Source organism: Chlorobiota bacterium, from assembly GCA_016700335.1.
Lineage (GTDB): Bacteria > Bacteroidota > Ignavibacteria > OLB7 > OLB7.
Genome location: CP065014.1, coordinates 2489516 through 2503944 on the forward strand (window position 1 = coordinate 2489516; position 14429 = coordinate 2503944).

The 14429-nt window shown below is 29.7% G+C and carries 11 protein-coding genes and 1 tRNA gene; 7 read left to right on the top strand and 5 right to left on the bottom strand.

What is annotated here, in order from left to right:
* The first annotated feature begins 174 nt into the window (after positions 1-174).
* The 3 genes from IPP08_10130 to IPP08_10140 all read left to right on the top strand — a co-directional run bounded on the left by IPP08_10130 (position 175) and on the right by IPP08_10140 (position 6203).
* Positions 175-915 (top strand): TSUP family transporter, encoded by a 741-nt coding sequence (locus IPP08_10130; protein QQS66115.1) that lies wholly within the window; start codon positions 175-177, stop codon positions 913-915.
* A gap of 8 nt (positions 916-923) precedes the next feature.
* Entirely contained in the window at positions 924-4028 is a 3105-nt protein-coding gene (locus IPP08_10135; protein QQS66116.1) for a PD40 domain-containing protein, read from the top strand.
* Positions 4029-4262: 234 nt separating this feature from the next.
* Positions 4263-6203, top strand: a complete 1941-nt coding sequence (locus IPP08_10140; protein QQS67874.1) for a 1-deoxy-D-xylulose-5-phosphate synthase — start codon at positions 4263-4265, stop codon at positions 6201-6203.
* A gap of 69 nt (positions 6204-6272) precedes the next feature.
* On the opposite strand, the gene ruvA is transcribed toward IPP08_10140, so the two are convergent.
* From ruvA to IPP08_10155, 3 genes are all read right to left on the bottom strand, one after another.
* The gene (gene ruvA, locus IPP08_10145; GenBank protein ID QQS66117.1) at positions 6273-6866 is read right to left on the bottom strand and encodes a Holliday junction branch migration protein RuvA; all 594 of its coding nucleotides are present in this window, start codon (positions 6864-6866) and stop codon (positions 6273-6275) included.
* Between the two features lie 61 nt (positions 6867-6927).
* Positions 6928-8028 (bottom strand): hypothetical protein, encoded by a 1101-nt coding sequence (locus IPP08_10150; GenBank protein ID QQS66118.1) that lies wholly within the window; start codon positions 8026-8028, stop codon positions 6928-6930.
* 81 nt (positions 8029-8109) lie between these two features.
* On the bottom strand, positions 8110-9540 hold the full coding sequence (locus IPP08_10155; protein ID QQS66119.1) for a T9SS type A sorting domain-containing protein: 1431 nt from the start codon (positions 9538-9540) through the stop codon (positions 8110-8112).
* A gap of 145 nt (positions 9541-9685) precedes the next feature.
* Between IPP08_10155 and IPP08_10160 the strand changes: the two genes are divergently transcribed.
* From IPP08_10160 to accC, 4 genes are all read left to right on the top strand, one after another.
* Positions 9686-9756: transfer RNA gene (locus IPP08_10160), tRNA-Cys, on the top strand.
* Between the two features lie 192 nt (positions 9757-9948).
* Positions 9949-10512 (top strand): elongation factor P, encoded by a 564-nt coding sequence (gene efp, locus IPP08_10165; GenBank protein ID QQS66120.1) that lies wholly within the window; start codon positions 9949-9951, stop codon positions 10510-10512.
* A gap of 105 nt (positions 10513-10617) precedes the next feature.
* Positions 10618-11118, top strand: coding sequence for an acetyl-CoA carboxylase biotin carboxyl carrier protein (accB, locus tag IPP08_10170; protein ID QQS66121.1), 501 nt, complete (start codon positions 10618-10620; stop codon positions 11116-11118).
* Positions 11119-11157: 39 nt separating this feature from the next.
* Positions 11158-12519: an acetyl-CoA carboxylase biotin carboxylase subunit gene (gene accC / locus IPP08_10175; GenBank protein QQS66122.1), complete on the top strand. Its 1362-nt coding sequence runs from the start codon at positions 11158-11160 to the stop codon at positions 12517-12519.
* 101 nt (positions 12520-12620) lie between these two features.
* Here the strand turns inward: accC and IPP08_10180 are convergent, their stop codons facing one another.
* Both IPP08_10180 and IPP08_10185 read right to left on the bottom strand, forming a co-directional pair.
* On the bottom strand, positions 12621-14177 hold the full coding sequence (locus tag IPP08_10180) for a T9SS type A sorting domain-containing protein (GenBank protein QQS66123.1): 1557 nt from the start codon (positions 14175-14177) through the stop codon (positions 12621-12623).
* A 12-nt stretch (positions 14178-14189) separates the two neighbouring features.
* Positions 14190-14360, bottom strand: coding sequence for a hypothetical protein (locus tag IPP08_10185; protein QQS66124.1), 171 nt, complete (start codon positions 14358-14360; stop codon positions 14190-14192).
* Positions 14361-14429 lie beyond the last annotated feature (69 nt).

Below are 14429 nucleotides of genomic sequence, written 5' to 3' on the forward strand. Positions count from 1 at the left end.
AGAATCTATTTATAATAAAATTCTAATTTAGAGTCAATTAAAATATTAAATGTACTTTAATATTTTTCAATCATTTTAGTTTTTAATAAAATATTTGTTCATATTTTTCATTAATTAAGTTGAAAAATAATGACATTCAAAGTGATTTTTGTTATCCCTTTTATTCTTCGTTAAATGACAATTTTCAAAATAGTTTTAGCTGCTTTTCTCGCTGGCTCTCTTAATGGTGTAACCGGAAGTTTTGGAAGCATTCTTATATTAGTTTCACTTGTTTCAATACTTGGAATTTATGATGCTATATTGATTGCACCAGTTATTTATTTAGGAATTGGTTGGCAATATATTTCTAACTCGATTAATTACATAAATGATAAAAAATTCTTGTTAATAATATCTGTAAGTTCGTTATTAGGTGGGGTATTAGGCTTTTTCATCTTAACAACTATATCAGAAAATACTTACTTTTTAAAAATTATTTTAGCTATTACCTTTATATTATTTGGATCTCATTATATTTTTTATTCTTATTTCGAACCAAAACCTAAATTTAAAGGCAATGTTTTTATTTATTCAATTGTTTCATTTGTCTCATCTGTAGTGTCTTCAATTACTGGTTCATTTGACCAACCTATATTAGAATTAGTTTATGATCGAACTAAAGAAGAACAATTACTTATAAGATATATAATTATATTTTCGTGTTACTTAACTGCAATTTTCAAATCTTGTATTTATTTATCTGGTAATCTAATTTATAGTGCTTTAGTACCGTTTAGTGTAATTGGAATTTGTGCAGGAATTTTAGGTTCTATATTAGGAAAAAGATATGAACGAAATATTTACAGCAATCAAAATATGAAATTGATTCTGTCTGTAATCGTCATTATTGCAGGGCTTAAATTATTATTATTTTGAGAAACTTTATGAGACTGAAATATTTCACAACGTTTATAGTTCTACTATTTTTATTCCAAGTTCCTACCATTTATTCTCAATTTGGTAAGAACAAAGTTCAATACAGAACCTTTAATTGGAAGTATATTCAAAGTGATCATTTTGATATCTATTATTACGATTCATCTGGGTTAAACTTAGCAAAATTCACATCCTTTGTAGCCGAAGACGCGCTTACAAAACTTCAAACAGATTTCAGATACAGAATCACAAATCGAATTTCAATAATTACTTATCATTCAAAAAATGATTTCCAACAAACAAACGTTGTTTCAGAGTATATGCCAGAAGGAGTTGGAGGAGTTACAGAACTCTTTAAAAATAGGATGGTTCTCCCATTTGAAGGTGAATGGGAAAAGTTCCGTCATGTAATACATCATGAATTAGTACATGCTTTTTTAAATGACAAATTTTATGGTGGTACAATACAATCATTAATTTCAGGTGGAGCAAAAATTGAACTTCCTATTTGGATGAATGAAGGTTTGGCAGAATATGAATCATTAGATGGCTATAATTTAGAGACTGATATGTTTATTCGTGATGCAGCTATTGGAGAATACCTGCCCCCTTTAGAAAGACTTGGAGGATATTTTGCTTATCGTGGTGGACAAGCATTTTACTGGTACATTGAACGTAATTATGGACGTGAAAAAATAGCTGAACTGATTAATAAAATTAAAACTTCAGGTAATCTTGATAATGCTTTTAAAGCAACTTTCAATAAAAATATAGAAGATTTTTCTGAACAATTTGTATTTGATTTAAAAAAATATTATTGGCCTGATATTGCAGATAAGAAAAGACCAAGGGATTTTGCAAAAAATTTAACTAATCATAAAAAAGAAGAATCATTTTTTAATACATCACCTTCTATTTCTCCAGATGGTCAAAAATTTGCTTTTATATCCGATAAAGATGGCAATAGATCTGTTTATGTAGGAAACATTAACAAACCTGAAGATGCCGAACAAATTATTGAAGGTGAATCAAATGTTGATTTTGAAGAATTACATCTTCTTACTCCTGCCATTGCTTGGTCTTCAGATAGTAAAAAAATTGCTTTAGCTGTTAAAAGTGGAGGTAAAGATGCTATTTATGTTATTGATTTAAAATCTGGATATCAAAGAAAATTGGATTTACTTTTGGAAGCAATTTACTCTGTTGATTGGTCGCCAGATGGCTCAAAATTAGCATTCCAAGGAATTAGGGGAGATAGATCTGATATATATATTTGCGATACTACAGGGAAAAATATGGTTAATTTAACTCAAGATATTTTTAGTGATTCAGAACCTTCTTGGTCACCTGATAATAATACAATTTATTTTACATCTGATAGGCGAGACAATCCTATAAAAAAATTTAGTGGTACAAATTTCAAAATTTGGGATTTTGATTATAACTCAAAAGATATTTTTTCAATAGATGTTAAATTGGGAACTTTAAAAAGAATCACCAATTCAGAAGGTGTAAATGAGGATTCTCCAATTGCAACAGTTAATGATAAACTATTATATATTTCAGATGCAAATGGAATCAACAATATATATTTATTAGATTTAAAAACAGGCAATTTAAAGCCGATTACAAACTCAATTAGTGGTATTCAACAATTATCAATTACTCATGATGCAACTTCATTATTATTTACTTCATGGAATACAGATGGACAAGATGTTTTTTTGTTAAGAACACCACTTGAAATAAAGAATGAAAAGGACACATTAGATTTTACAAAGTATTTGATTGAGAGTAAAACAGTGATTACAAATATTAAAGATTCAAATGAAACTAAGCCTGTTGAGTTATTAACTGGATTTAACAAGTATGGAAATGTGAAAGTTGATCCAAGTGAAATTACTGATCAAGTAGAAACTAATGAAAATAAAAATAATACCCAATTAAACAAAATTCCACCACCTGTTAACTCAAAAAACAATAAAGATGAATTTGTTCCTAAAGATTATAAAGTAAGATTTACAACAGATTATGTACAAGCTATGGGTGGCTATAGTTCATTTTATGGTGTTCAAGGGACTGCTCAATTAATGTTTAGTGATATTTTAGGGGATCATCAATTATTTTTAGCAACTAATATTTTACTGGATACAAAAAATAGTGATTTCTTGTTAAGTTATAATTATCTTCCAGAACGCATTGACCTTGGTTTTGATGCATTTCATACAGCAAGATTTGTATATGTATCTTCACCTTTATATAATTATACTTACTCTAGATTTAGACAATTTGGTTTTTCAGGAAGAGCATCGAATCCATTTAATAGATTTTCAAGATTTGATTTAGGATTCTCTTTTTTAGGAGTATCCAGAGAGAAACTTCAAGAGGATGAATCTTTAGAAGATCAAACCAAGTTTTTAATAATGCCTAGCATGAGTTATGTTTTTGATAATTCAGAATCATTTTTATTTAACCCAATTAGTGGAGGCAGGTTATTTTTAACATTACTTGGAAGCCCTAAGCTCGGCGATCAAGGAGTAGGGTTTTATACTCTAATGGGTGATTTAAGAAAATACTATAAACTATCAAAACAGGGTGATTATAGTATTGGAATTAGATTATCAGGTGGTGCTAGTTTTGGTTTGACTAATTCTGGAACACAAAAATTTGTGATTGGTAGTGTTGAAAATGAATTGATTTATTTTTCAAATAACGCTACTAATTTGAGAATTCAAAATGCTGAAGACTTTGCATTACTTACTCCATTTTATCCATTAAGAGGGTATTCTTATGGTTCCATGCAAGGATCAAAATTTTTACTTGGAAATGCTGAATTTAGATTCCCTTTATTTAGAGCTTTAATTACAGGTCCGTTACCTATATTGTTTCAATATATGAGTGGTGTAATTTTTGCTGATGCAGGAACTGCATGGAATACAGTATTCTCACTTAATGATGGAGCACTTGATGAATCTAAACTTAGAAATAGTATTGGAATTGGTGCTAGAGCAGCTGTTTTTGGTTTCCCGTTGAAATTTGATGTTTCTTGGCATTATAGATTTCCAGATTGGAGCGATCCTAATTATAATTTATCCCTTGGCTTAGATTTTTAATTTATTTCAATAAAATTTACAACCAAAAAAGAGTTACTTTTTCTGTCTATATAATATTTTAATAAAGTAATTTTAAATTTATTACTTTGCAAACAATTAATTTTGTATCAATAATATTTGATAGTATTAATTGTCACTAAAAGTACCTTTAAGTATTTTTTAATTTAAGTTTTCCAATTTTATATTTTTAACTTGAACAATCAAACTAATAGTAACATAATCTGTAATGGATTTATTGACTTAAATGAGTTTCCACTTTTACGAGATATCAATCAGCCATCAGATTTAAGAAAACTTAGAATTAACCAACTAAGACAAGTTTGCAGTGAGGTTCGAAAATATATGGTAGATGTTATATGTGAAGTTGGTGGTCATTTTGGAGCTGGGCTTGGAATGGTTGATTTGACTGTTGCAGCTCATTATTCTTTCAATACTCCAATAGATAAAATTGTTATTGATACAGGTCATCAAGGTTATCCACATAAAATTTTAACTGGAAGAAAAGAACAATTACATACTATAAGGCAAAAAAATGGTTTAAGTCCTTTTCTTAAAAGAAATGAAAGTGAATATGATGCATTTGGAGCAGGACATGCAACCACATCAATTAGTGCTGCATTAGGAATTGCTGCTGCAAGAGACTTGGCTGGAAAAGATTTTAATGTTATTGCAATGATTGGAGATGGTGCCATGACTGGTGGTATGGCTTATGAAGCGATGAATAATTGTGGGTTGCAAAAAAGGAAAATAATAGTAGTTTTAAACGATAATAAAATGTCAATTGCTCCAAATGTTTGGGCAATAAGTAATTATTTTACTCAAATAGCTCAGTACGATGCAATACAAAAAGTAAGGACTAAAGTTTGGAATATAGCTGGTGAAATGGGCGATTGGGGTGATAGATTTAAACATATAGCTTCTAGAATTGAAGGTGGAATGAGGGCTGTAATTACTCCTGGAATTTTGTTTGAAGCATTAGGATTTAAATATTTTGGTCCAGAAAATGGACATAATGTAAACAAGTTAGTAGATTTATTTAACTTTGCTAAAGGCATTGACGGACCTGTTTTATTGCATGTAACAACAGAAAAAGGTAAAGGCTTCGCTCCTGCTGAAGCGGATTCATTTCAACGTTTACACGCCCTTGGTGGTAAAACTGATAAAGGAACAGGTAAGGCAATAAAAAAATTTGCATTAAATGAAGAACCTATAGTAAAGTCAGCACCTAAATGGCAAGTTGTATTTGGAAAAGCAATGGTTGAACTTGCTAAAATTGATAAAAGAATTGTAGGTATTACTGCTGCAATGCCAGATGGTACAAGCTTAGATTTATTACAACAAGAATGTCCTGAACAATTTTTTGATGTTGGGATAGCTGAAGAACATGCTGTTACTTTTGCTGCTGGTATGGCTACTGAAGGTGCTATTCCAGTAGTTGCAATTTATAGTACTTTTCTGCAAAGGGGATTTGATCAAATTGTTCATGACTGTTCTATTCAACATCTTCATGTAGTTTTTGTTCTTGATAGAGCTGGAATTGCTGGAAATGATGGCCCAACTCATCATGGTGTTTTAGATATTAGCTACCTTAGAATTATTCAAGATATTGTTGTTATGGCTCCTAAAGATGAGTCAGAACTTCGTGATATGTTATATACCGCAGTTAAATATGAAAGTGGTCCTATTGCAATTAGATACCCAAGAGGTGAAGGCTTTGGTGTAAATATGAAAACTAATTTCGACTTAATCGAAATTGGTAAATCTGAAACTTTAAGAAGTGGAAAAGATATAGCAATCTTAGCTTTTGGTGATATGGTTTGGAGAAGTATGCAGGCTGCTGAATTGTTATCTCAAGATGGTATTTCGGCTGAAGTTGTTAATGCTAGATTTGCTAAACCATTAGACACAGATTTAATTGATGATATCTGCACAAGATTTAATAAAATCATAACTTTAGAAAATAATGTTACTGCGGGAGGGTTTGGAAGTGGAATTTTAGAATATATCTCTACAAAATCTTATTCCAATAATGTTAGAGTTTACCTTCATGGATTACCTTCAAATACTTTTGTAGAACATGGTGACACTGAAGAACTATTATCTGATTTACAATTAAATCCAGAAGGGATTGCAAGTAAAATAAAGTTATTTTTAAATCAAGATAGTTTGGTATAAAATTATTTATGTTTTATATCTAGAAATTAATAGAATTAAGTGATTTTTTTTGAAAAAAAGTATAAACTATTACAAGTATTTTAAAGATGCTTTTAATAATAGATCGGATGAGTTTTCACAATTTGGATCTATTTTCAAAGCAGAACGAATCATATTTTCTGCTAACTGTCTGGAGTAACCTAAAACCATTAATCCAGCCAAAGTATCTGAGCGAACACTGGCTTTAGATCCTTCATAATTTAATACATCACCTTGAGAAACTGATGCTATTTTATCTCTTAATTCTAATGTTATTCTATCAGCAGTTTTTTTTCCAATTCCTGGTAGTTTAGTTAAAGCACCAGAATTTCCACACATAATATTTTGTCTTAATACATCAACACTTGAAGCACTTAAAATTCCTATAGCAGTTTTTGCTCCAACACCATTTACTTCAATTAATAACAAGAACATTTCTTTTTCTCTTTTATCAGAAAATCCAAATAATGATAACGAATCTTCTCTGATTACTAAATGAATGTACAAAGATATTTCTTGTCCAATGTCTGGCAATTGCTCGTAGGTAGCAGTTGAAATCATTGTTGAGTATCCTACACCACTACAAAGAATAATAGCTTTAGAAAATTTTTTTTCTATCAACTCCCCTTTCAGATATTCAATCATTTAAGTTTAACATAAATTTCGAATTAGACTTTACCCTTTAAAATAATTAATCATTTTAGAATTAAACTCCTAAAGTTCCAAATGGATTGATAGTAACAACATCGGATTCAATTTTATCATCTATTGTTTCTTTATCTTTTTGTTTAGATAAATAATTCTCAACTGAATCGAATGCAATTTTAATATCTTCAGAGACTTCTTCTTCATTATCTAATGTAAACAATTTTCCTAAATGTGGCTTAATTATTGGGTTATCACCTGAAGTTATCATTACTGCATAAGCAAAACCCTTAATAGCTGGTATTCTAAATTTAGAATCTTTATTGTAATTTTCTATAAAAAAATTAGTGATATGTTGATAAGATGAATCTGTGCCTAAATCCCCTAATACTTGTAGTATATCAGTTGACATTTCAATCGATAAATTATCTTTTAAGTGATTACCTAGAATTTCGCCAGCCAAATTACCATAATCTAAAAGTTCATGACCAGCAGAATAATCACCATCAATAAATCTTTGAACCAATTCATTTATTTCTTCGACATTATTTGCTTTTGAAAGTATGTATCCACATAGAACACTATTTTTAAATTCATCTTTATCATAATGTATATTCCATTCAAATAGTCTTTGACCTAGTGGTACATCACAAAGTTGAGTATGCCAAAGTTCTACATTTACAACTTTACTTTTTATATCTTCGATACTTTCATTTTCATTATCTAATTCATCAACATCTTCATCTAGTTCAGATAACTCATCATCATTATTTGAAAAATCTTCACCATGAACATTTGATATCAAACCTTTTTCGAAAGCCTCTTCTCTTTTTAGAGTCAACCAGATTCTATAACCATCAAGTTCCTCTTCATTTGGTTCAATTTTTTCAAGTACATTGACCAAGCTATTTTCTAAGGCTTCTTGAGTAATAAGAACATGATCAATGATAAGTTTGCTGTTATTAAAATCAAAATAAGGTTGGTTGTGTAATATGATATTACCTTCATAATCTATTTCATATTCACTATCAAAAACTATATCATAAATTGATAAGTGATACTGTGTAGAAATTAAGTTTTCAGTAACAACCACATGAGCTATCCCAAATTTATTTTCTTTAATTAAGAACGAAATAACATCACATTCATTAATCTCAATCATAAATTATTATTTAGAAAATATCATTTAAAAATTAAATAAAATAAAATAACATTAATTCAATAATTCACTTTAAAATATAAATTAATATATTGTAATCAATTTTTGAGAAACTTCATCACCACAGTTCAAAACAAAAATATAATTCCCCTTAGATAATAAGCTCAAATCAATTTCATTGGATGATTCTATAATTTCACCTAAATCTTTATGATAAACTTCTTTTCCAATTAGATTAAAAACAGAAAATTTTGTACAAGATTTTTTAAGATTAATTATAGATAAATTAAAGTTTCCATTTGATGATGGATTTGGATAAATTATATACTTTTTATTCAATCTATTTTCAAATTCTTTAACATCTGAAGATTGTTTATTAAAAGAAGAAATTGGCCATCGAGCTGTGTAATATAATTGAGATGTAACAGGTTTTTTATTAACAGTTACTCTTAAGCTAGCAGCTTGAACAATCAGACTATCATCAAGAATCATTGAGCTTTGGCCTAGTATTGGCAACTTATCATCATCACCCCATAACCCTTTATATTTCGATGTATCAGGAGATTGAGCAAGCTCAAATGTTCTACCACCATCTGGAGTATACCATATTTCGCCTGCCCTTCCAATTAGCCAACCTTGTTTCCTTCCCCTCCATAAAATCTCAGTCATAAAAGTTAACCCTTTTTCAATATTTCTCGCTTTTTTCTCAATCCATTTTTCAGTTGAATTGTCATAATAATATACAAATGCATTAAAATCAACTTGTGCTCTATAAAAGGTTAAACATCTGTATTCATTCTCTATATAACTTAAATCTAATCCTGTTCTATTATTTGGATAATCTGAAATAAATTCCCATGTAAAACCTCCATCAATTGTTTTATAGAAAAAATTATTATACAAAATTCCAAGCAATGCCATACCATTTTTTTCGTCTTTGAAGCTAATTGCTCTAATCTCTTCATCAATAGCTTTTGGTGTATAAACTTTAACCCAATTTAATCCTGCATCAGTTGTTTTAAAGATACCTTTTAAACCATACAAAAATCCAACTTTATCATTTATCCAATTAAATTTTTTAAATGGTAATTGAAAATAGTTTGCTTTGTAATTCAACAATGAATCTTCAAATGCAGCAGGCTTTATGATTTCCCATGTTAAGCCAAAATCTACAGATCTAAGTACTCCATATTTATCTTTGGCATTTGGGATTTTATATGATACTAATCCCACAATAAGTTTAGGAGAAGTTTTTACATTTGGCATTGTTAACAGAAGCGTTGTAGCCAATTCAGCTGGAAGTTCTTTACCAGCAGTAATTGAGTCTATTGGGGTTCCACTTAATAAAGAATTATTGTTAATCAAAATAGTTCCTCGTTGCTGCCCAATGAAAACTTTTCCATTATTCCCAGTTATTGCAGGTGGAATTTCATTGTTATCGAACTGAGTTTGTCCTTGTAGTGAAACTTGGATAAGAATCAAGCAAAAGAAAATAAGTAATCTAAAATTGTTCATTATGAGTAAAGATGATTATAAGTTCTAAAATCTATTTTTGTCTGTAAAGTATTAATCCTTAAATTTGTGCCTAATTTTTTTTAAAAGTTAATTCTAAAAATAAAATAACTAATTTGTCTTTTTTAGTTCAATAGAAGTATTCAATGGCGTCGTGGCCGAGTGGCTAGGCAGAGGTCTGCAAAACCTTCTACAACGGTTCGAATCCGTTCGACGCCTCAAGATAACTAATTTTATAAGATTTTAATAATTTAATATCAATCTTATTTTTTAATAAAGGCAATCTTCCCTCTTTTCCCAATATTTTCTCTATTCAATAAAACAAATTTAAGGAGTGGATTAATTACTTCAAAGAAATAAATTTCATTTAAAATTTATTTTTAACTTCGTAAAATTTTTATTTAAAACTTTATGGCAAATACTTCAGATTTAGGACCAGGTGTAGTAATAAAATATAACAATGAGTTATGTGTAATACTCGAATCTCAACATAGAACCCCAGGAAATTTAAGAGCATTTTATCAAGTTAAAATGAGAAATATGAAAAATGGTAAACTACTTGAAAATAGATTCCGTTCAGGTGAAGAAGTTGAGTTGATTCGTATAGATAAAAAGCAAATGCAATACTTGTATAAAGATGGTGATGATATGGTATTTATGGACACTGAAACTTATGAGCAAGTGAATATACCTAAAGTTACAGTTGGAGTTCAAGCAGGTTTTCTAAAAGAATCGGGCGAGGCACAAATAATGTTTAATGGAACAGATGTTGTTGGAGTGGAAATTCCACCACATGTAACTTTGGTAATTGAAAGAACTGAACCAGGTGAAAAGGGGAACACTGCAACAGGTGCTACTAAACCAGCAGTTGTTGAATCTGGTGCTACCGTAAACGTTCCTTTATTTGTAAATGAAGGTGATTCTATAAGAGTTGATACGAGAACAGGAGAATATCTAGATAGAGCAAAAGTTTAATTTCACATATTATTAATTTTTTTAATTATGTAATTTAGTTATTGAATTTTAATTTTGTATTAATAGGAGTAATATTTAACAAAATAATTATATTAAAATAAACCAATGATTGATATTAAATATATCAAGCAATTGCTTGATGCTTTAGATAAAAGTTCTGTTCATTCTATTAGCCTTGAAACTGAAGGTGAAAAAATTAAATTATCAAAGGAGAACAAAAAGGTAAGTTTGCTTAGTTCTTCTTCAAATTTTGGAGAACTTAATAATACAAATCAACAACTATCAGCTACTCCTATAACTCAAGTTCCATTAACTCAGATAGTTTCAGAATTACCAAAAGCAGTTGTTACCGACGATAAAAAGTATCATGAAGTTTTATCTCCAATTGTTGGAACTTTTTACAGATCTGCTTCACCTGACTCAGCCTCTTTTGTTGAAATAGGTTCTATGGTATCACCTGGTTCAACTTTATGTATAGTTGAGGCTATGAAATTGATGAATGAAATAGAATCAGAATCTTATGGCAAAATTGCTAAGATTTTAGTTGAGAATGGAAAGCCAGTAGAATATAATCAGGTTTTGTTTTTAATTGAACCAACATCTTAAACAAAGTAGAATAATTTTTTCGAAGTAAACCAATTATTTATGTTCAATAAAGTATTGATTGCAAATCGTGGTGAAATTGCACTTCGTGTTATTAGAGCCTGCCGTGAACTTGGTATTCGTACTGTTGCAGTATATTCTACTGCTGATAAAAATTCTCTCCATGTAAAATTTGCAGATGAAGCTGTTTGCATTGGTCCTCCTCCTTCTCGTGATAGTTACCTAAATATTCCAAGAGTAATTGCTGCTGCTGTGATAACAAATTCTGATGCAATTCATCCTGGTTATGGCTTTCTTGCCGAAAGTGCTAGGTTTGCTGAAATATGTGAAGAGAGTGGATTTACATTTATTGGGCCTAGTCCAGATTCAATTAGAATGATGGGAGATAAATCTGTTGCTAAAGATACTATGAGAAAAGCTGGAGTTCCTGTTGTACCTGGAAGTGATGGTGTAATTGAAACATTTGAGCAAGCTAAAATTACTGCTGCTGAAGTTGGTTATCCTGTTATGATTAAAGCAGCTGCAGGTGGTGGTGGCAAAGGTATGAGGATTGTGAATAATGAATCAGAAATTGAAAAAGCTTTTAACAATGCTCAAAATGAATCCCAAGCTGCTTTTAATGATGGAAGACTTTATATAGAAAAATTTGTTGAAGAACCTCGTCATGTTGAGATTCAAGTTATGTGCGATAAATATGGGAATTACTCTCATATGAATGAACGTGAATGCTCTATTCAAAGAAGACATCAAAAATTGATTGAAGAAGCACCTTCTCCAATTGTTGATGATGAACTTAGGAAGAAAATGGGTGATGCTTCAATTAAAGGCTGTGCTTTTGTTAAATATGAAGGTGCTGGTACTGTTGAATTTCTTGTTGATAAGCATAAGAATTTTTATTTCATGGAAATGAATACTCGTATTCAAGTTGAACACCCAGTTACCGAAGAAGCATTAGATTTTGATTTGATTAAAGAGCAAATTTCAATTGCAGCAGGTGAAAAATTAAGCTTTACTATGTCCCCTCCTAAAAGATTTGCTATGGAAGTTCGTATAAATGCTGAAGATCCTTATAATGATTTCAGACCAAGCCCAGGTAAAATAGAAACTCTTTATTTACCAGGCGGTCGTGGAGTTAGAGTTGATACTCATATTTATCAAGGATATATTGTACCACCAAATTATGATTCTATGTTAGCTAAACTTATTACTTTTGGTAGAACACGTTTAGATGCTATTATTAGAATGAGAAGAGCCCTTGATGAAATTGTTATCGAAGGCGTAAAAACTACTATCCCTTTTCATAAAATGATGATGGAGCATCCTAAGTTTTTAAGAGGTGATTTTGATACAAAATTTATTGATACACATGAATGGAGACATTTGCTTCCACCTGAAAATCATTAAATAAATATTTTTTTAAAACCTCGCAGACCTTATTTTAATATATCTGCGAGGTTTTTTTTAATAATTAAAAATAAACTAGTTCAAATTTGTTGTTCTTTTTTTTACCTCTGTATCATTATCTTTTTTGTTTTAGTTGCTCCTTTTTCTTGCCATGTTGCAAAGTATATACCTGTTCTTAAATTGCTTATGTCATATACTTTATTTTCATTATTATTTATAAAATTTATATCTATTCGCTTTCCTATTTCATCATTTATTTCAATGTTTATCAACCCTATATTTTCTCCGTTTTCGCTTGTAAATTTCAATTTGTTCTGTTCTTGTTTTATTCCAATTTTACTTTCTTTCTCCTTTATTTCTTTTACACTACTTTGCATACTATCTTGAAACTTCCCTAAATACATTGATGTCCAATTTATATATCCTGTTACTATATAATCTCCGTTTTTATCTATTGTTACATCGTTTGCATAATCAAAACTATCTATATTCTTCCTTGATGTTTGCCATATTTCATTCCCATTTTTATCTAACTTCATTAACCATATATCCCAATCATTCTCATAATTACTTCCTGTTCCTGTTGGATTGAAATTTACTTCTGCTCCACATATTATTAGGTTCCATTCTTTTGTTACTTTCATTTGTTCCGGTGATAATGCTTCTTTATTCTTTGATGAATAACTTTTACTCCATAACGAATCTCCTTCCCTATTTAACATTGTTAACTCTGCTTTCTGAAAGTATTTGCCAGAACTTTTACCACTGTAATATCCCATCATTGCTATATCCCCATTTGGCATTTCTCTCGCTGCTGATGAACTTCTAAGTACCTCCATTTGAAAAACTTTTGTCCATAACAATTTAGCTGTCGAATCAGTTTTTATCATATAATTAAATCCCTTATTATATTCTCCTTTTGTTTGTAATGTATATAACATTAGAATTCCCCCATCACTTAATTGATCAATTGAATGAACTGATTTCTCGAAACCTAAATTTGGTATTCTTAATGAATGTTTTAGTACTCCGCTATCATTTGTTATAATCAAATTGATTTGATCTGAAATTGCTATATCTCCATTTCTCAAATTTTTTACTTTGCAATAGACATCTGTATATCCATAATTGAAAAGAGTCTCATCTGAATAATTTTTTGGAAAAGCCAAGTACTCTTTTAATATTGATCCAGTTGCTTGATCATGTATATTGACACTTGTTCTTCCATCATCTCCTCGAGGTCCTACAGATAATTTATTATTTATTAAAGTTCCTCCAGAAGGTGTCCGGCAACCTATGTAATTTAATCCTCCATTTCTATCGAAAAATAAATACTTACCTATAATAAACAAAGCATATCTTGTAAATTCATCGTAAGGATAAAAATGAAAAGGGTATTTAAACTCCCAAAGTATGTTTCCATTTGTATTATATTTTGATAATATGCTTAGCTCAGTTTGCCAGTTGTTAGGTGAAAATCCTCCATTAATATAGATATTATTTTTATCATCTGTTAAAACATTATATCCTCTAAATGTAAAACCATAATCAGGTGAGGATATTGTTGGTTGTTTCATTATTTTCTCCCATATTAAATTTTGAGAATTAGCTTTTATTGAAGTAATTATCAAAACAATTATTATTATGTAATATTTCATGATTATTTTTATTTAAAAATGCAGATTGATTATAGTTGTTATTGTTACAACGCCACTACAACCTGAAATTGAGTCTGAACACCAATATGTTAAAAATGGCTCTACTACAGAACCAACATCGACCCAAATTGTATCTAATGGAATTTGAGCATAAGTTCTATTAACCCAAAGAAAAGATGACAATGTTATAGCAATAAAAGTTACTGTTTTTAAGTAATTTAATTACCGTTATTACATTTAAACAAGCCATAG

What these genes read in the sequence shown, in the direction of transcription:
- IPP08_10130 (QQS66115.1), top strand. Translation starts at nt 175, where the DNA reads ATGACAATTTTCAAAATAGTTTTAGCTGCTTTTCTCGCTGGCTCTCTT.
- IPP08_10135 (QQS66116.1), top strand. Translation starts at nt 924, where the DNA reads ATGAGACTGAAATATTTCACAACGTTTATAGTTCTACTATTTTTATTC.
- ruvA (QQS66117.1), bottom strand. Translation starts at nt 6,866, where the DNA reads ATGATTGAATATCTGAAAGGGGAGTTGATAGAAAAAAAATTTTCTAAA.
- IPP08_10150 (QQS66118.1), bottom strand. Translation starts at nt 8,028, where the DNA reads ATGATTGAGATTAATGAATGTGATGTTATTTCGTTCTTAATTAAAGAA.
- IPP08_10155 (QQS66119.1), bottom strand. Translation starts at nt 9,540, where the DNA reads ATGAACAATTTTAGATTACTTATTTTCTTTTGCTTGATTCTTATCCAA.
- efp (QQS66120.1), top strand. Translation starts at nt 9,949, where the DNA reads ATGGCAAATACTTCAGATTTAGGACCAGGTGTAGTAATAAAATATAAC.
- accB (QQS66121.1), top strand. Translation starts at nt 10,618, where the DNA reads ATGATTGATATTAAATATATCAAGCAATTGCTTGATGCTTTAGATAAA.
- accC (QQS66122.1), top strand. Translation starts at nt 11,158, where the DNA reads ATGTTCAATAAAGTATTGATTGCAAATCGTGGTGAAATTGCACTTCGT.
- IPP08_10180 (QQS66123.1), bottom strand. Translation starts at nt 14,177, where the DNA reads ATGAAATATTACATAATAATAATTGTTTTGATAATTACTTCAATAAAA.